The 17,119-nt window shown below is 67.1% G+C and carries 17 protein-coding genes; 11 read left to right on the top strand and 6 right to left on the bottom strand.

Features of this window, described 5'->3' with window-relative positions; all coding sequences use genetic code 11:
* Window positions 1-85 precede the first annotated feature (85 nt).
* Window positions 86-529 (bottom strand): MarR family winged helix-turn-helix transcriptional regulator, encoded by a 444-nt coding sequence (locus ACNJYA_RS24460; RefSeq protein WP_172784470.1) that lies wholly within the window; start codon window positions 527-529, stop codon window positions 86-88.
* A gap of 210 nt (window positions 530-739) precedes the next feature.
* On the opposite strand from ACNJYA_RS24460, the gene ACNJYA_RS24455 reads away from it, so the two are divergent.
* The 10 genes from ACNJYA_RS24455 (at window position 740) to ACNJYA_RS24410 (ending at window position 11,512) form a co-directional block, all read left to right on the top strand.
* The gene (locus tag ACNJYA_RS24455; RefSeq protein ID WP_212256665.1) at window positions 740-2,017 is read left to right on the top strand and encodes an amidohydrolase/deacetylase family metallohydrolase; all 1,278 of its coding nucleotides are present in this window, start codon (window positions 740-742) and stop codon (window positions 2,015-2,017) included.
* Window positions 2,018-2,026: 9 nt separating this feature from the next.
* Window positions 2,027-4,420, top strand: a complete 2,394-nt coding sequence (locus ACNJYA_RS24450; RefSeq protein ID WP_439363584.1) for a xanthine dehydrogenase family protein molybdopterin-binding subunit — start codon at window positions 2,027-2,029, stop codon at window positions 4,418-4,420.
* Window positions 4,417-5,253, top strand: coding sequence for an FAD binding domain-containing protein (locus ACNJYA_RS24445; protein WP_439363583.1), 837 nt, complete (start codon window positions 4,417-4,419; stop codon window positions 5,251-5,253). The genes ACNJYA_RS24450 and ACNJYA_RS24445 overlap by 4 nt, the downstream gene beginning before the upstream one ends.
* Complete coding sequence (locus ACNJYA_RS24440; protein ID WP_439363582.1) at window positions 5,250-6,449, top strand: xanthine dehydrogenase family Fe-S subunit; 1,200 nt, start codon at window positions 5,250-5,252, stop codon at window positions 6,447-6,449. The genes ACNJYA_RS24445 and ACNJYA_RS24440 overlap by 4 nt, the downstream gene beginning before the upstream one ends.
* Window positions 6,450-6,521: 72 nt before the next feature.
* Entirely contained in the window at window positions 6,522-7,676 is a 1,155-nt protein-coding gene (locus ACNJYA_RS24435) for an ABC transporter substrate-binding protein (protein ID WP_260383108.1), read from the top strand.
* A 116-nt stretch (window positions 7,677-7,792) separates the two neighbouring features.
* Complete coding sequence (locus ACNJYA_RS24430; RefSeq protein WP_439363581.1) at window positions 7,793-8,665, top strand: branched-chain amino acid ABC transporter permease; 873 nt, start codon at window positions 7,793-7,795, stop codon at window positions 8,663-8,665.
* On the top strand, window positions 8,662-9,708 hold the full coding sequence (locus ACNJYA_RS24425) for a branched-chain amino acid ABC transporter permease (RefSeq protein ID WP_439363580.1): 1,047 nt from the start codon (window positions 8,662-8,664) through the stop codon (window positions 9,706-9,708). Before ACNJYA_RS24430 ends, ACNJYA_RS24425 begins: the two co-directional genes overlap by 4 nt.
* Window positions 9,708-10,490 carry an ABC transporter ATP-binding protein gene (locus ACNJYA_RS24420; RefSeq protein WP_439363579.1) on the top strand — a complete coding sequence of 261 codons (783 nt, stop codon included), beginning with the start codon at window positions 9,708-9,710 and terminating at the stop codon, window positions 10,488-10,490. The genes ACNJYA_RS24425 and ACNJYA_RS24420 overlap by 1 nt, the downstream gene beginning before the upstream one ends.
* On the top strand, window positions 10,483-11,187 hold the full coding sequence (locus ACNJYA_RS24415) for an ABC transporter ATP-binding protein (protein WP_439363578.1): 705 nt from the start codon (window positions 10,483-10,485) through the stop codon (window positions 11,185-11,187). Before ACNJYA_RS24420 ends, ACNJYA_RS24415 begins: the two co-directional genes overlap by 8 nt.
* Window positions 11,180-11,512: a Rieske (2Fe-2S) protein gene (locus ACNJYA_RS24410; RefSeq protein WP_439363577.1), complete on the top strand. Its 333-nt coding sequence runs from the start codon at window positions 11,180-11,182 to the stop codon at window positions 11,510-11,512. The genes ACNJYA_RS24415 and ACNJYA_RS24410 overlap by 8 nt, the downstream gene beginning before the upstream one ends.
* 124 nt (window positions 11,513-11,636) lie before the next feature.
* Here the strand turns inward: ACNJYA_RS24410 and ACNJYA_RS24405 are convergent, their stop codons facing one another.
* From ACNJYA_RS24405 to ACNJYA_RS24395, 3 genes are read right to left on the bottom strand one after another with little or no spacing between them, the layout of a single operon-like run.
* On the bottom strand, window positions 11,637-12,497 hold the full coding sequence (locus tag ACNJYA_RS24405; RefSeq protein WP_439363576.1) for an alpha/beta fold hydrolase: 861 nt from the start codon (window positions 12,495-12,497) through the stop codon (window positions 11,637-11,639).
* A 24-nt stretch (window positions 12,498-12,521) separates the two neighbouring features.
* Entirely contained in the window at window positions 12,522-13,889 is a 1,368-nt protein-coding gene (locus ACNJYA_RS24400) for an amidase (RefSeq protein WP_439363575.1), read from the bottom strand.
* Entirely contained in the window at window positions 13,870-15,078 is a 1,209-nt protein-coding gene (locus ACNJYA_RS24395) for an MFS transporter (protein WP_439400843.1), read from the bottom strand. The genes ACNJYA_RS24400 and ACNJYA_RS24395 overlap by 20 nt, the downstream gene beginning before the upstream one ends.
* A 26-nt stretch (window positions 15,079-15,104) precedes the next feature.
* Between ACNJYA_RS24395 and ACNJYA_RS24390 the strand changes: the two genes are divergently transcribed.
* Window positions 15,105-15,440, top strand: coding sequence for a hydroxyisourate hydrolase (locus ACNJYA_RS24390; protein WP_439363573.1), 336 nt, complete (start codon window positions 15,105-15,107; stop codon window positions 15,438-15,440).
* Here the strand turns inward: ACNJYA_RS24390 and ACNJYA_RS24385 are convergent, their stop codons facing one another.
* Window positions 15,441-16,256, bottom strand: a complete 816-nt coding sequence (locus ACNJYA_RS24385) for an ABC transporter permease (RefSeq protein WP_439400842.1) — start codon at window positions 16,254-16,256, stop codon at window positions 15,441-15,443.
* Entirely contained in the window at window positions 16,256-17,119 is an 864-nt protein-coding gene (locus tag ACNJYA_RS24380; RefSeq protein WP_439400841.1) for an ABC transporter permease, read from the bottom strand. The genes ACNJYA_RS24385 and ACNJYA_RS24380 overlap by 1 nt, the downstream gene beginning before the upstream one ends.

Genomic DNA, 17,119 nt, shown 5'->3' with positions numbered 1-17,119 from the left:
CGCCTGATGGTCGCGATCGATGCACGGCCGGGCAGCGGTACGATGATAAATTGAGCAGCCCAACTCAAAAGCGCAGCAACCGCCTCTAGTCGAATAGGGCAGCGGCGCTGTCGCGACTGGGATTGCCGGCCACGATGCGCTGCATCATCTCGATGAAGAGCGCCTGTTCCCGCTGGCTCAAATCGCCGAGCGTGGCGCGATGCGCCCGCCGTGCTGCGCCCTCGATTCTGATCAGCAGCGCGGCGCCGGCGGGCGTCAGGCGGCACAATCGCGCGCGCCGATCGTCCTTGTTCACCGCGCGCTCGACCAGGTTCCGTGCGGCGAGCCGCTTCAATGCGCCTGTCGTCGTGGTGCGATCGAGCGCGATATCGGCCGCCAAAGTGGTCTGATCGGCGGTTTCGCGCACCGCCAGCGCCGAGAGCAGGCTGTATTGCAGCGGCGTGACCTCGAATTCGCCGCAGGCTTCCTGAAACAGCGCAACGTGAATCTGATGCAAGCGCCGGATCAGATAGCCGGGCCGTTCCGACAATGGCCAGGGGCGGTGCTTGCCCCCGCTGCGACTTTTCCTGGCTTGCCGCAATGCACGCTCTCCCAACCCCAAACCCTTCGCGCTTAGCTCGATTCGAACGCGCTCGCCACAACAGGATCATGGCACGAAGCTTGCTTTTATCCAAATGCGAAGCATGCTTCGTAATTCGAGAGCGGGGCAACCGCCTGCGCAAGAGCCAAGGAGAGCGCCATGTCCGTCACTGCCAGCTTCGATCTTCTGCTGCGAGGTGGCCGCGTGATCTGTCCGGCCTCCGGCGTCGATGGCCTCAAGGACGTCGCCATCCGCAATGGCAAGGTCGCGGCGGTCGCATCCGACATTCTGCCGACCAGCGCGAAGGAGATCGTCGATGTCAGCGGCAAGCTCGTGCTGCCTGGGCTGATCGACACCCACGCCCACGTCTATCAATATGTCTCCGGCCGCTTCGGCATGAACCCCGACATGGTCGGCGTGCAGTCCGGCGTGACGACGCTGGTCGATCAGGGCGGTCCGTCCTGCATGACGCTGCCGGGCTTCCGCCATTTCATCGCGGAAGCCTCGGCCTCGCGCGTCTATGCGTTTATCTCCGCCTATCTCGTCGGCGGCCTCGAGGGACATTTCTATCCGCAGCTCTACAGCCCCGACGGCGTCGACATCGATGCCACCGTCAAGGCGGCGACCGCCAATCTCGATCTCGTGCGCGGCATCAAGGCCCATGCCGAGATCGGCGGCTTCGCGCGCTGGGGCATTCGCGTCATCGAGATGGCAGCCGAGATCGGCAAGCGCGCCGACCTGCCGGTCTATGTGCATTTCGGCCAGCTCTGGGGCCTGCCCGAGAGCGGCGCCAATGGCGAGGATGCCGACACCATCCTCACCCGCGTGATCCCGCTCTTGCGCGAGGGCGACATCCTTGCTCATCCCTTCACGCGCCATCCCGGCGGCTTCGTCAACCGGGAGGGCGAGGTGCACCCGGTGATCCAGGCCGCGCTGGACCGCGGCCTCAAGGTCGATGTCGGCCATGGCAGCCACTTCTCCTATCGGCTTGCGAAGAAGGCGATCGCCGCCGGCATCATTCCGACCACGCTCGGCGCCGACATCCACGGCTACAACACCCATGTGCCCGCGCCGGCGGGAACGCCGGACCAGCACGAGGACGACGAGAACCATCCCTTCGCCGGCCAGGCCAAGTTCAGCCTGGTCCAGGCGATGAGCTCGATGATGGCGCTCGGCCTGTCGCTGGAGCAGGTGGTGCCGATGGTCACCTCCAATCCGGCCAAAATGCTCGGCCGCAGCGGGGAGATCGGCGCGCTCAAGGTCGGCATGGACGCCGACGTCTCCGTGCTCACCGAGCAGAATGGCCGCTTCGTCCTCAAGGACAACGAGAAGAATGAGGTGATCGCCGAGCGCCTGCTGCAGCCGGCCTTCTGCCTGCGCGCCGGCACGCGCTTCGACGCGGTCGCGCCGATCCTGCCGCAGGCCGTCGCGGCATAAGGCCGGGCCGTGAAGGAGGGCGCGCGGGTGCGCAACGAGCGAGAGTTTCCGCACGGAAAGACCGGGCAGGGCGTGGGCGCGCGGCTGCCGCGCAAGGAAGACGACCGCCTGATGCGCGGTCGCGGCCAGTATGTCGGCGACGTCAGGCTCGCCGGCCTTCAGGACGTCGCCTTCGTGCGCAGCCCGCTGGCGCATGCGCGCATCCGCGGCATCCATGTGCCCGAACGCCATCGCGGCAGTGTGTTCACGGCAGCCGATCTCGTCGGCATCAAGCCGATCCGCGCGGTGTCGGGACTTCCGGGCTTCAAGATCTCCGAGCAGCCGGTGCTGGCGACCGGCAAGGTGCGCCAGGTCGGCGAGCTCGTCGCGATGTGCCTCGCGCCGACGCGCGCCGAGGCCGAGGACATCGCGGCTTCCGTGACGCTCGATCTGGAGGAGCTGCCGGCCATCCATGACATGCTGAAGGCGCGCGAGCCCGGCTCGGCGCTGGTGCACGAGCATTGGGGCGACAACGTCTTCCTGGAGACCAACTACGAAGTCGACATCTCCGCCGCGCTCGACGCGCCGATCAAGGTGACGCGCGAGATCTCGACCGCGCGGCAATGCATGTCGCCGCTGGAAGGCCGCGGCGTGGTCGCGACCTTCGACAAGAGGCTCGACCAGCTCACGCTGCACTCGGCGGCACAGATGCCGCACATTACGCGCAGCGGCCTTGCCGAATGCCTCGGCATGGAGGAGGGCCAGATCCGCGTGATCTCGCCCGATGTGGGCGGCGGTTTCGGTCACAAGGGCATTCTGCTGCCCGAAGAGGTCTGCCTGTCCTGGCTGACAATGCGCTGCGGCCATCCGGTGCGCTGGCTGGAAGACCGCCGCGAGCACCTCGTCGCCAGCTCCAATTGCCGCGAGCATCATTACAAGATCACGGTCTATGCTGACAGCGACGGCACGCTGCGCGGTATCGATTGCGAGGCGACCGTGGATTCCGGCGCCTATTCGTCCTATCCGTTCTCGGCCTGTCTCGAAGCCGCGCAGGTCGCGAGCATTTTGCCCGGTCCCTACAAGATGCCGGCTTATCGCTGCCGCACCTTCTCGGTCGCCACCAACAAATGCCCGATTTTGCCGTATCGCGGCGTCGCGCGCACCGGCGTCTGCTTTGCGCTGGAATTGATGCTGGACCTCGTAGCGGCGGAAGCCGGTCTCGAGCCCGGCGAGGTGCGGCTGCGCAATCTGGTGCGCCCCGAGCAGATGCCGTTCGACAATATCACCAGGAAGCATTTCGACAGCGGCGATTATCCGGAAGCGATGCGCCGCGCGCTCGCGGCCATCGAGATCGACGCCATCCGCGCCAGGCAAAAGCAGGGCGAGGCCGACGGCCGCCGCATCGGCGTCGGCGTCTCCATCTATTGCGAGCAGGCCGCGCACGGCACCTCGGTCTATTCCGGCTGGGGCATCCCGATGGTGCCGGGCCACGAGCAGGCCTCGGCCCGGATGACGCCGGACGGCGGCCTCGAACTGCGCGTCGGCGTGCACTCGCACGGGCAGGGCATGGAGACCACGCTCGCCCAGGTCGCGCATGAAATCCTCGGCGTGGATGTCGCGAACATCCGCATCATCCTCGGCGACACCGCGATGACGCCCTATTCGACCGGCACCTGGGGCTCGCGCTCGATGGTGATGGCGGGTGGTGCGGTCGCGACCGCCTGCCGCGAGCTCGGCGAACGTGCGCGCCGCATCGGCGCTAAACTATTGCAGCACGATCCGGCCGCCGTGGTGTTGCAGAACGGCGAGGTGCGCGGCGTCAACGGCAGCGTCAGCCTGAAGGCGATCGCCCACACCTGGTACCGCCGCCCACAGGATTTGCCGGCAGACGTCGATCCCGGCGGGCTGGAGGTGACGCAAGGCTACAAGCCCGTGCGCGACAGCGGCACCTTCAGCTATGCCGCGCATGCCGCCGTCGTCGCGGTTGATCCCGATCTCGGCGAGGTCGAGATCCTCGACTACGTGATCGTCGAGGACGGCGGCGTGCTGGTCAATCCGCTCGTCGTCGACGGCCAGATCTATGGCGGCCTGGCACAGGGCATCGGCACCGCGCTCTACGAGGAAATGCCGTTCGATGCCTCCGGCCAGCCCTTGGCGACGACGCTCGCCGACTACCTGCTGCCCGGCCCGACCGAGGTCCCGGCCGCGCGCCTCGACCACATGGAGACGCCGTCGCCTTACACGCAGTTCGGCGTCAAGGGCATCGGCGAGGGCGGTGCGATTGCGCCGCCGGCCGCGATCGCCAATGCCGTCAACGACGCGCTGCGCCCGCTCGGCGTCGAGCTGATGCAGTCGCCGATCACACCGCATCGGATCGTCGCGGCCGTGCTGGCTGCGCGTGCGGCTGAGAGGAGCGCGGCATGAAACCGGCGCCCTTCGCCTACGAGCGCCCGCGCGACCTTAATGCGGCACTGTCGATGCTCGCCGCAAATAGCGGATCGGCAAAGATTATCGCCGGCGGCCAGTCGCTCGGGCCGATGCTCAATCTGCGGCTGGTGCAGCCGGAGCTCATCATCGACATCTCCGGCCTGGCCGAGCTCAAGCGTGCAGAAGTCTCCGGCGGCGAGTTGGTGCTCGGCGCGCTCGTCACCCATGCCGATATCGAGGACGGCCGCACGGCCGATGTGACCCGCGGCGCGATGCGGGCAGTCGCCGCCAACATCGCCTATCGCGCGGTGCGCAACCGCGGCACGATCGGCGGCTCGCTCAGCCACGCCGATCCTGCCGCGGACTGGATTTCAGCGCTGGCGGCCTTAGGCGCGCGGGTGATGCTGCGCAGCCTTGCCGGTGCGCGATCGATGGCGGTCGAAGCGTTTGTGGTCGGTGCGCTGGAATCCGCGCTGCACGCCGGCGAGATCGTCGAGGCGGTCCATGTGCCGGCGCGCACGGCTTCGTCCCATTGGGGTTATGCCAAAAGCTGCCGCAAGACCGGCGAGTTCGCCCATGCGATCGGCGCGGTGCTGGTCGATCCCGCCGGCGCGACCGCTCGTGTCGTGATCGGTGCGATCGACACGGCGCCGATCGTCATGACCGATGTGGCCGCGCTGTTCGGCGGCCGGATCGCCGCCGACTACAAGCAACGTTTCGATGTCCGTGCCGCCGATGCTCTGCTCGCAAGCGCCGGCATCGACGATGCCGCGCAGCGCCACATCCACGTCAGTGTGCTGAAGCGTGCCGTCCAGGAGGCCGCGGCATGACCACGATCGCGCTTCAGGTCAACCGGCGTGCGGTAGAGGTCTCGGCCGAGCCGCGCACCAGCCTTGCCGATTTCGTCCGCGACAAGCTCGATCTCACCGGCACCCATCTCGGCTGCGAGCATGGGGTCTGCGGCGCCTGCACCGTGCTGCTCGACGGCGTGCCGGCGCGCTCCTGCATCACCTATGCGGCAGCCTGCGACGGCGCTGACGTCACCACCATCGAAGGCCTCGACGAGGACGAGATCACCACCGAACTGCGCGCCGCCTTCACCCGCGAGCATGCGCTGCAATGCGGCTATTGCACGCCGGGCATGCTGGTCTCGGCGCGCGACCTGGTGCTGCGCCTGCCCGATGCCGACGAGCGCCGCATTCGCGTCGGCCTCAGCGGCAATCTCTGCCGCTGCACCGGCTATGTCGGAATCGTGCGCGCGGTGCAGTCCGTGATCGAGGCGAGGCGCGCGCGCAACGTCGCGCCGGTGGAGGATGGCGGCCGAACCGTGCTTGGTCCTGCCGGCTCTGGTCGCGCGGCGACCGCCCGGAACGAGCTGCAGCCTGCGCGCCAGGCTCCGGTTGCGGCATCGGAGAGCGCCGCGACGGTCAGCATCCCCGACTTCACCCCGGCAACCGTGCTCGACCAGCGCTTCACACTGCCGCATCCGCCGGCAAAGGTGTTTGCGATGTTCGACGACATCGCAGCCATCGCCGCCTGCCTGCCCGGCGTGTCGCTGACATCGCCGCCGAGGCCGGAGCGCGTGGAGGGATCGATCCGCGTCAGGCTCGGGCCGATCGCAGCAAGCTTCGAGGGGGCCGCGCGCGTCGAGCGCGATCCCGCAATGCTGTCGGGGCGCATCGTCGGCATCGGCTCCGACCAGCGCAGCCATTCGGCGACGCAAGGTGAGATCCGCTATCGCCTGCTTGCGCGCGAAGACGGCGCGGCGACGGCCGTCGAGCTGTCGATCGGCTACACGCTCACGGGAATGCTGGCGCAGGTCGGCCGCCCCGGCTTGGTGCGCGATCTCGCCCGCCGCCTGGTCGCGGACTTCGCCGCCAATCTCGACCGCCACATGTCCGGCATGCCTTCCGGGCAGGCGGCCGCGGCAGAGCTTAGTGGCTGGTCGATTGTCTCGGATGTTTTGCGAGCCCGGCTCGCACGCATGTTTGGCCGCGCCTTCAACCGAAAAGGTGGCGCGGAATGATCGGCGCGCCGGCGCCGCGGACTGAGCCTGGACTGCCATAACAATCAACAGCGTGGGATTTGGAGAGACAGCATGACACGAACACTCGGACTGGTTCCGGCTATCGCGCTGGCGACGGCCTTGTTCGGCGGCGCCGCGGGGGCGCAGACCATCAAGATCGGCGTCAACGAGCCGCTCACCGGCGCTTTCGCCGCGTCCGGCACTTACGTCGTCAACGGTGCCAGGATCGCCGCCGACGAGATCAACGCCAAGGGCGGCATCCTCGGCAAGAAGATCGAGCTCGTCATCGAGGACAACAAGAGCAACCCGACGGAGGCCGCCGCCGTTGCCGAAAAACTCATCACCAGCGACAAGGTGCCGGTGCTGATGGGTGCCTGGGGCTCGAGCCTGACGCTCGCGGTGATGCCGAAGCTGATGGAATACGAGACGCCGATGGTGGTGGAGACCTCGTCCTCCGGCAAGATCACGACGACGGGCAATCCCTTCATCTTCCGCATCTCGCCGCCGTCGGCGGTGGAGGCGGCCGCGTTCAAGGGCATCGTCGACAAGCTCGCGCTCAAGAAGGTCGACTTCCTCGTCATCAACAACGATTGGGGGCGCGGCACCGCCGAGGACTTCAGCAAGATGATGAAGGACAAGGGCATCACCATTGGCCTTGTCGAGACCATGGATCAGGGCGCGCAGGACATGAGCGCGCAGCTCTCCAAGATCAAGAGCTCGGACTCAGAGACCGTGATCGTCACCACCGCCGTCGACCAGCTGACCCTGATCTTCAAGCAGGCCGCTGCGCTCGGCCTGAAGAAGCGTATCATCACCACCGGCGGCTCGCAGAACCCGGACCAGATCATCGCGCAAGCCGGCGCTGCCGCCAACGGCACCATGCATCTGACGACGTTCCTGCCCTGGTTCCCGGACAAGACGCCGAACCCGGAAGCCACCAACTATTTCATCGCGGAATGGAAGAAGCGCGGCTTCGAGTTCGCCGGCTGCACCGAGAGTTTTCGCGGCTATGACGGCATCCGCACCGTGGCGGCCGCGATCGAGAAGGCCGGCAAGGCCGAGCCCGCCGCGATCAAGGCCGCGCTCTGGAACATCAACATCAAGGGGCTGAACGGCGACATCGTGTTCCGCAAGTCGGGCCCCGAGGGCAAGGAAAGCGGTCAGAGCCAGCCGAACGTCTATCTCATCGAGATCAGCGACGGCAAAGTCGAGATGAAGACGCTCTAGAGCGCGATGAGATTAGGTTCGATGCAGCAACGAGGAGGTGCGCTCCCTCTCCCGCTTGCGGGAGAGGGTAGGGGAGAGGGTGTCTCCGCGGCGGGATTCCCCAAGAGGAAACAGCCTTGAGCGAATTCCTCCAGCATCTGATCAACATGCTCGTGCTCGGCGGCACCTATGCGCTGCTGGGCATCGGGCTGACCTTGATCTTCGGCATCATGAACGTCGTGAACTTCACGCACGGCGTGCTCTACACGTTCGGCGCCTACATCATGTTCATCGTGGTGCAGCAGCTCGGGCTCAACTTCTTTCTGGCGCTCCCCATCGCCGTGCTGGCCGGATGGCTACTGGGTGCGGCGATCGAATTGACCTTGCTGCGTCCGCTGCGCGGCTCCGACATCGACACCACCATGCTGGTGATGATCGGCGCCTGGATCGCGATGCAGTCGGGCACGCTGTGGATCTGGGGCGGGGTCGCCAAATCGGTGACGACACCATTCCCGGAGGCGCCGCTGGTGCTCGGGCCGGTCTCCGTCTCCTGGCTGCGCCTGTTCGTGCTCGCCGCCGCGGCCATGTTGATCCTGGTGACGTATCTGCTCATCAACAAGACCAGCCTCGGCCGCGCGATGCGGGCGACGTTCCAGGATCACGACACAGCCTCGCTGATGGGCGTCAACGTCGACATGATCTACACCTCGACCTTCGCGATCGGCTCGAGCCTCGCCGCCGCCGCGGGCGCACTGCTGGGGCCGGTCTACGTGATCTTTCCGCAGATGGGGGACCTTGCCGCAGTGAAGGCCTTCGCTATCGTCATCCTCGGCGGCCTCGGCAACATCACCGGTGCGGTGATCGGCGGCTTCATCCTGGCGCTGGCCGAAGAGCTCGGCGCCGGCTACGTCTCGTCAGGCTATCGCGATGCCATGGGCTTTCTGATCATCATCGCGGTGCTGATCTTCCGGCCGACCGGCCTGTTCGCACGCGCGGAGCGCGTCGGATGAGGGCGATCGTCACCATTCTCGCCGTCGCGGCGCTGGCCTCGGTGCCGCTCTGGCTGCGCGATCCCTATCTGCTCAACGCGCTGATCACGACCGGCATCTTCGTCATTGGCGCGATGAGCCTCAATCTGCTGCTCGGCTTCACCGGCCAGCTCAGCCTCGGCCACATCGCCTTTTTCGGTATCGGCGCCTATGTCAGCGCGCTGACCTCGCTCGGTTTCGACATCGGCTTGCCCGGAGGCTTTCGGCTGGTTCACACGCCCTGGCCGCCGATCATAGGCTTCGTGCTGGCGATCATCATTGCCGGATTGTGCGGCTATTTCGTCGGCCTGTTGTCGTTCCGCGTCCGCGGCGCCTATTTCGTCATTGTGACGATCTCCTTTGCCGAGGTGGTCCGGCTGGTTGCGCTGAACTGGGTCGAGCTGACGCAGGGCCCGCTGGCGCTGACCAACATTCCCTCCCTTGCATTGCCGCTGCCCGGCTTCGGCGAGCTGACGCTGCGCACGAAATTCCACAACTACTATCTCGTCTTGGTCGTCGCGCTCATCGCCTATCTGCTGATCGCGCGCCTGGTTCATTCCCATTTCGGCCGCTCCATGCGCGGATTGATGGAAAATGAAACGCTCGCCGTCTCCGTCGGCATCGACGTGACCAGGACGCTGACGATTGCGGCGGTGATCTCGGCCGCGATCGCCGGTGCGGCCGGCAGCCTCTATGCGCACTACATCCGGATCATCGATCCCGAAGTGTTTGCCTTCATCAACACCGTCACCATGGTGATCATGGTCATCAGCGGCGGCAAGGGCTCGCTGGCGGGGCCCGTCGTCGGCGGCCTGATCTTCGGTCTTTTGCCGGTTGCGCTGCGGCCTGTGATGGCGCCGGAAGCGCAATGGATCGCCTATGGCGGCGTGCTGATCGCGATCCTGTTCGTGCTGCCGCGCGGCATCGTGCCGTCGCTGGCGCAGCGGTTGACCCGGCGGCGGAGCGGGACGACGGCGCTGGCACCGGTCGCGCTCAGTGAAACCAGCGCCAAGGAGTCGGCCTGATGACGGCGCGCAGCATCGCCATGACCATCGATCAAGTCGCGGTGCGCTTCGGCGGACTGGTCGCGATCTCCGACATGAGCTTTGACGTCGGCGAGGGCGAGATCGTCAGCCTGATCGGGCCGAACGGCGCCGGCAAGACCACCGCCTTCAACGTCATGACCGGCTTCCTGACGCCGAGCGCGGGCCGCGTCACCTATCGCAACACTGCGCTCGCCGGATTGAAGCCGCATGAGATCGCCGATCTAGGCCTGATCCGCACCTTCCAGCGCACCAGCGTATTCCCGAACGACACCGTCTACGACAACCTCCTGATCGGCCTGCACCGGCAGGGTCGGGTTCGGCTGCTCGACGCCATCCTCGGCCTGCCAGGCGCGCGCGCCTCGGAGCGTAAGCTGCGGCAGCGGGCAGGCGAGCTGCTCGAATGGGTCGGGCTCGAACGCCGCGCCCACGATGCAGCTGGCTCGCTGTCCTACGGCGAGCAGCGTCTCGTTGGCGTCGCGCTGGCGCTTGCAGCCGAGCCGTCGATGTTGCTGCTCGACGAACCCGTCTCCGGCATGAACGCCTCGGAAACCCATCGCTTCGTCGAATTGATCCGCAGCATTCGCGACCGCGGCATCACCATCCTGCTGGTCGAGCACGACATGCCGATGGTGATGACGGTCTCGGACCGCATCGTGGTGCTCAACTACGGCCGCATCATCGCCGAAGGGACACCGGAAGTGATCCGCAACGATCCCGCCGTGATCGAAGCCTATCTCGGACATGGAGCGGGGCGTGCTTGAGATCCGCGACATGGTCTCAACCTACGGCGGCGTCACCGCGCTGCGCGGCATCTCGCTCGACGTGAAGGCCGGCCAGCTGGTCGCCCTGATCGGCGCCAACGGCGCCGGCAAGAGCACGACGCTGCGCGCGATTTCCGGCCTGGTGCCGCCGCGCTCGGGCCAGATGAAATTCGAGGGCATCGACATCACCGGCGCGAGGCCGCCGCGCGTGCTGGCGAGCGGCATCGCGCATTGCCCGGAAGGGCGGCGGGTGTTTCCGCATATGAGCGTCGAGGAAAATCTCGACATGGGGGCCTACCTTCGTCGTGGTTCGGGTGAAATCGCGGCCGACCGCGACCGCATCTACACGGAATTCCCGCGGCTCGCCGAGCGGCGCCGGCAGGCGGCGGGCACGCTGTCGGGCGGCGAGCAGCAGATGCTCGCGATCGGGCGCGCGCTGATGTCGCGGCCGCGGCTGATCATGTTCGACGAGCCCTCGCTCGGGCTTGCGCCCAACATCGTCGAGCGAACCTTTGCGATCATCCGCGGCATTCGCGATGCCGGCACCACGGTGCTGCTGGTGGAGCAGAATGCCTTCGCCGCGCTCGAGATGTGCGACCATGCCTATCTGCTCGAGAACGGCCGCATCGTGCTGTCGGGCGCCGGCACCGAGCTGATCGCGAACGAGCATGTTCGCAAGGCCTATCTCGGTGGCTGACGACGCCGGGTGGATTGCCGTCTGCGATCTCGACCGGCTGAAGGCGGAGACGATCGTCCGCGTCCCCGGATGCGACCTGCTCGTGATCTGGAACGAGGGCAACGTCGTCGCCTGCGAACGTGCGTGCCCGCACGAACAGGCCGATCTGGCCTTGGGACAGGTGAGCACGGGGAGGCTGTATTGCCCGCGTCACGCGGCATCGTTCGATTTGCGCGATGGCGCGATCACCGCGGGATGGCCGAGTCCGCCGTTGCGGCTTTATCCGGCGCGGATCATGGGCGAGAAAATCTGGATTGAGCTGCAGGAGTGGCAGCCGGGGCGATGATGACATCATGCCCCTGTTTTGCCCGACGAGTCAAAGCGGTCACGACGGTGTCGATGGGCCTTCGAAAAATGTCCCTTTGCAAACAACGGCATCGCTACTGTGCATGGGGTTGTTTTCGCGAGTTTTAGTCCAGCAGCCGCCGCGCGGCCTCCACCAGGACACCGTCCGGCCGGCGCAGCGCCTCGAGAATGGTGAAATGGTCGGCGCCTTCGACCGCGATCAGCTTGCCCGGCGCTCCCTCCGCCACGCGCTTGTCGAAGAGATTGATTGAATCGCAAACGAGCGCCGGCAGCTCGCTGCTGCCATAGGCGATGTCGAGGCGCTTCCGGGTGACGGGCAGGCGCAGCGGCGACAGCGTGGCGATCTCCTCGTCGGTCAGCTTCAGCGCCTCGTTCAATCCGGTATCGCGGATCGGCGCGAGATCGTAGACGCCCGAGAGCGCCAGCCCCGCATGGACCCGCGGATGGTCCAGCGCCATCGCAGCAAGATGGGCGCCGGCGGACCAGCCCGACAGCACGACCGGTCCGGCAACGCCGTAGGACGCGCCGTGCGCCGCGAGCCAGTCGAGTGCGCGCGGGATCTCGGCGACGATGTCGGTGAGGGACACCTCGGGCGCCAGCGAATAGCCGGGGATCGCAACCGACCAGCCATGCGCGGCGACGCCTTCGACCAGCATGGCGAACAGCTCGCGCGAATTGCGCTGCCAGTAGCCGCCATGCAGGAACACCAGGCAGGGCGCATCAGGCTTGGCGGCCGGGTAGATGTCGATCTTGTTGTTGGCCCGCTCGCCATAGGGCAGGTCGAGATGGGATTTCAGCGTGCTCCGCATCCGGCTTGAGGCCTCGTTGCGCTCGGCGATCAGGGCCGGGCTGTTCTTGACGGCGGCGTTGTTGTCATAGGCCGCGCCGCGCTCCGCCCGGGACAGCTCGGACCAGTGGTCGCGAGGGTCGAGCGGCCGAATTGTCGAATGAGCGTTCTCAACCATGGGAGTCTCCGTTTGCGTCAGGCACTACGCTCGCAAGATCGCTTCGATCTCTTGCGCGGCTGCGAGCAGCGAGCGGTCTTGTCCGCGCGCCGCGATGATCTGAAGGCCGAAGGGAAGCCCGCGCTGATCCGTTCCGCACGGAATCGAGATCGCCGGCAGGCGGGCATGATTGACGAAGGGCGTGAACACCGCGTGGGCCCGCGGGCTTGCGGCTTTTCCACCGATCATGTCCGGGCCGAGCTGCGTCAGCGGCCAGGCGACGCACGGGACGGTCGGTGTCAGCAGCAGGTCGGCCTCAGCGAAGAACGCCGCAAAGGCATTGGCGATCGCGGAGCTCGCGAGCAGCGCTGCAGCGACCTCCGCACCCGACCAGGAGAGACCTCGCTCGATCTGCTTGGCGATGTCAGGGTCGAAGACAGTCGGATCCTTGCGGAAGGTGTCGCCATGGAGCGCCGCGAGGCCGGCATGCTGAAGCGGCATGATGGCGTCCTCCGCGGCGCCTGCCGGCCAGACGGGATCGCGTCGTGTGATGCGCAGACCTGCGGCGGAAAGCCGGTCGACGGCGGCGGCGAGGCCATTCGCGACGACGTCGTCGATCGCGACGTCGAGACCAAGGCGCGGCGAGAATGCGATGCGCTGACCGCCGATGTCTTTGGCCTGCTGCGCCACGACGGCAGAATCCGGATCGCGCGGATCGGTGCCGACCATGGCTTCAAAGGCCAGCGCGATGTCGGTCGCATCGGATGCGATCGGCGCGATGACGGAGAGGCCAAAGAACGGCTCGGCGAAACCTGGCCCATAGGGGATCGCGCCATAGGACGGCTTGAAGCCGGCGACCCCGACATGGGCCGGTGGCCTGCGGCTGGAGCCGCCCGCATCGGTGCCGATCGCGAGCGGCACCAGGCCGGCCGCAACGGCCGCGGCCGGGCCGCCCGACGAGCCGCCCGGCGTCAGTGCGGGATCGAGCGGATGTCGCGTCGGCCCGTATAGCTGTGAGGTGGTGACGCCCTTGCAGGCGAACTCGGATGTCGCGCCGATGCCGACGACGACGGCACCAGCCTTGCGCAGCCGCTCGACCGCGATGGCATCGCGCGGCGCGATGAAGTCGGCGAACAGGCGCGAGCCCTGCGTCACGCGCCAGCCGCCGACCCAGATGTTGTCCTTGACGATGATGGGCACGCCGGCGAGCGGCATGATCTCGCCGGCGCGCAGGCGAGCATCGACCGCTGCGGCATCGACGAGCGTGCGTTCGGGATCGATCGTGACGACCGCGTTCAAGGCCTTGGCCGCCTCGATCCGCGCCAGCGCGTCCTTTGCGGTCTCGACGGCGCTCGTCCGTCCGGCCGCAACATCAGGCGCGATCTCGCGGGCGCTATGTGCTGGCATTGTCATGGCCTCCCCAGATCAACGCCAATGTGCCGCCGAGCGCAAGGCACGCCAGGGCGAAGAACGCCATGCCGAGGCTGGCCACGCCATCCAGGATCGACACCAGGGCCGGCGCCGCAAGGAGGCCCACATAGGATGCGGTCAGCACCGCGCCGGTGGTCTCGCCGATCCGCTCCTGCGGCGCGAGGCGGGCGATCTCGCCGACGAAGACGCCGTTCCAGCCCGACGCCGTCAGGCCGAACAATGCGGCAACGACGAATTGCCCGTTGCGGCCGAGCGAAGCGCCATTGAGGCCCAGCAGCGCGGCGCAGAAGGCCATGCCGAGGCCGATGACGACGAGAACGGCGCGCGAGGCATCGAGGCGCATGGCGACATAGCCCCAGCCGAGCCGGCCGACGAGGCCGCCGGCCTGCGCGCAGGCGAGCGCCATGCCGGCCTCGATATGGCTGAGGCCGAGCTCGCGCGTGCCGAGCGTGACGAAGACCGTGTTGAGCGACACCTGCATCGCACTGAACGGCATCGAGGCCAACGCCAGCATCGCGATCCGCCGGTCCGCAATCACCAGCGCCAGCCGCGCGCGGAGATCGAGCTTCGGCGGCGGGGCGACCTTGCCGGCATAGGCCGGCCGGAACCATTCGAACAGCAAGATCGCCAGCAGCGCCACGGCAGCTACGGCCGCATAGCACCATGCCGGTCCGAACGCGATGGCGATCGCGGGCAGGGCCAGCGAGCCGCAGACCGCGCCGATCTGGTTGCCGGTCTGGCGCACCGAGAACACGAAGGCGCGCCGCTCGGCGGTCACGAGCCGCGCCAGCAGCGCTGCGCTCGCCGGCGTCTCGGGGCCCATGGCAAGGCCGATGCAGAGGCCTGCGGCCAGCAGGGCGGCGCTCGTTCCGAGCGAAGCCAGTGCCATGCCGACGACGATGGCCGCCGCGCACAGGCTCGCGATCCGCAGCGAGCCAACGCGCGCGATGAAGCCGCCGCCCCAGAACGAGGCGGGGATGCCGACCGCGAACACCGCGCAGGAGAACATCGAGAGCTGCCAGACCTCGATATGGGCGCGCGGGGCGACCACGCCGGGTGCGAACAAGGCCAGCGCCACGAGGGCCTGAAGCCCGGTCATCGCCCCCAAAGCAGGCAACAGAGCCGGCAGCAGCGCGGGCGCTGGCCGAGCGGCCGTGTTTCCGTCTACCATGGCGGCGTGCTCATGGGAGGAACATTGTGGCAGGCGGTATTTCCATTCACGCGGTCGATGTGGCGAGCGGACGGCCCGCGCAGGGCCTGCGCGTCGAGATCTGGCGGATCGATCCGGAGTCCCAGCGCATTGCCGACGGGCGGCTCGGCGCGAACGGCGTGCTCGATCATGCCGTCGCGCAAGGCGTAGGCGTCGCGGCTGGCGAGTACGAGGTGCTGTTTCATCTCGGCGAGTTCTTTGGCGGGCACGACGGCTTCCTCACCGTGACGCCGTTCCGCTTTCGCATCAAGAACGTTGACGAGCATTTTCATCTGCCGCTGAAATTCACGCGCTGGGGCTATTCGCTGTTCCGCGGCGCCTGATCAGTTGGTCAGGCGACGCGACAGGCCGGTCACGCGCTCCATGAGTGCGACCAGCGCGACGGTGGCGATGATCAGCACGCCCGACAGCGCGGCGATGGTGACATCCAGCTTGCCTTCGAGATCCTGCCACATCCGGATCGGCAGCATGTCGGTGGCGGCATCGCGCAGGAACAGCGACACCGGCACGTTGTCGAAGGACGACATGAAGGCGATGAAGGCGCCGGCGATGATGCCCGGCCGGATCAGCGGCAGCACGATCCTGCGAAAGGTGTAGAGGCGGCTCGCGCCGAGCACGGCCGAGCTTTCAAGCAGGGTCGGCTCGAGCTGGGCGAGCGCTGCGACCGTGTTGCGCACGACGTAGGGCACGCAGACCACGGTGTGGCCGATCACCAGCGTCAGCGGCGACACCGGCAGTCCGACCAGCGAGAACAGCATCAGCGCGGCGAGGCCGAAGGCGAGGGCGGGGAGCACCAGCGGCGACATGAACAGCGAATCGAGCAGCCGTGCCGACAGCGTCCGTGACCGGGAGATCGCGAGCGCCGCGGCGACGCCGAGGGTGACAGACAGGCCGGTCGCCCACAGCGCCACGATCAGGCTGTTCTTGGCGGCGAAATGCAGCTGCCAGGCATTCCACAGCTCGACGTACCAGCGCAGCGAATAGCCGGGCGGCGGGAAGCGCAGCGAGAAGCCGCTGGTGAAGGAGACGATCAGCACTACCAGCGACGGTGCGATGATGATGAGAAGCGCGATCACCGCGATCACGATCATGACGAGCTCGAAGCTGATCGCCTCGAGCGTGCGCTTGCGGCCGCTCATCATGCGCCTCCATAGCCGCGCGACATGCGGCCGAGCGTGGTGAAGACCGAGACGACCGCGAGCACGGCGAGCAGGAAGATGATCGAGATCGCGGCCGCGAACGGCCAGTTCTGCAACGTCGAGGCCTGCTGGTAGAGATACATCGGCATGAACAGCATCTGGCCGCCGCCGACCAGCGACTGGGTGATGAAGGCGGTGATCGCGGCGGCATAGGTCAGCGTGCAGCCGGCGATGACGCCCGGCAGCGACAGCGGCAGCACGATCCGGAAGAAGGTGCGCCAGCTTCCGGCGCCGAGCGAGCAGGAGGCATCGTCGAGATTGGGATCGATGCGGCCGAGCGCGGTGATCAGCGGCAGCGTCATCAAGGGCATCTGCACCTGCGCCAGCGCGATCACCACGCCGAACTGGGTGTAGAGCAGTTTTAGCGGGGTATCGATCAGGCCGAGCGATTGCAGCGTTGCATTGATGATGCCTTGGCGCCCCAGGATGACGATCCAGGCGAAGGTGCGGACCACGACGCTGGTCAGAAGCGGCAGCAGCACGATCAGGATGATGATGGTCTGAAGCTTTGGCCCGACCCGCTGATAGAGCCAGGCGATGGGAAAGCCGAGCACGAGGCAGACGGCCGTCACCTCGGCGCCCAGCAGCAGGGTCGAGCCGAGCACGCCGAGGCTGAAGGGATCGCTGAGGAAGTGCAGGTACTGGCCGAGCCCCCAATGGAGCCCGGCCGTGTCGTTGTGCAGCGAGAGCCAGAACAATTGCAGCAGCGGCGCGACGAAGAAGATGAGGAAGAACAACGCCAGCGGCGCTGCCAATCCCATTCCGTAGGACGTCACGTCCCGTGATGCCGGCGCTGCGCCCAT

It is taken from the genome of Bradyrhizobium sp. BLXBL-01 (assembly GCF_051853025.1).
In the GTDB taxonomy this organism is placed as follows: Bacteria; Pseudomonadota; Alphaproteobacteria; order Rhizobiales; family Xanthobacteraceae; genus Bradyrhizobium.
Note: the sequence above shows the minus strand (reverse complement) of the source record. Positions and strands in the feature narration are given on the sequence as shown.

What these genes read in the sequence shown, in the direction of transcription:
- ACNJYA_RS24425 (WP_439363580.1), top strand. Translation starts at nt 8,662, where the DNA reads ATGAGGGCGATCGTCACCATTCTCGCCGTCGCGGCGCTGGCCTCGGTG.
- ACNJYA_RS24395 (WP_439400843.1), bottom strand. Translation starts at nt 15,078, where the DNA reads ATGGTAGACGGAAACACGGCCGCTCGGCCAGCGCCCGCGCTGCTGCCG.
- ACNJYA_RS24455 (WP_212256665.1), top strand. Translation starts at nt 740, where the DNA reads ATGTCCGTCACTGCCAGCTTCGATCTTCTGCTGCGAGGTGGCCGCGTG.
- ACNJYA_RS24380 (WP_439400841.1), bottom strand. Translation starts at nt 17,119, where the DNA reads ATGGGCGCAGCGCCGGCATCACGGGACGTGACGTCCTACGGAATGGGA.
- ACNJYA_RS24385 (WP_439400842.1), bottom strand. Translation starts at nt 16,256, where the DNA reads ATGAGCGGCCGCAAGCGCACGCTCGAGGCGATCAGCTTCGAGCTCGTC.
- ACNJYA_RS24440 (WP_439363582.1), top strand. Translation starts at nt 5,250, where the DNA reads ATGACCACGATCGCGCTTCAGGTCAACCGGCGTGCGGTAGAGGTCTCG.
- ACNJYA_RS24405 (WP_439363576.1), bottom strand. Translation starts at nt 12,497, where the DNA reads ATGGTTGAGAACGCTCATTCGACAATTCGGCCGCTCGACCCTCGCGAC.
- ACNJYA_RS24435 (WP_260383108.1), top strand. Translation starts at nt 6,522, where the DNA reads ATGACACGAACACTCGGACTGGTTCCGGCTATCGCGCTGGCGACGGCC.
- ACNJYA_RS24445 (WP_439363583.1), top strand. Translation starts at nt 4,417, where the DNA reads ATGAAACCGGCGCCCTTCGCCTACGAGCGCCCGCGCGACCTTAATGCG.
- ACNJYA_RS24420 (WP_439363579.1), top strand. Translation starts at nt 9,708, where the DNA reads ATGACGGCGCGCAGCATCGCCATGACCATCGATCAAGTCGCGGTGCGC.
- ACNJYA_RS24400 (WP_439363575.1), bottom strand. Translation starts at nt 13,889, where the DNA reads ATGACAATGCCAGCACATAGCGCCCGCGAGATCGCGCCTGATGTTGCG.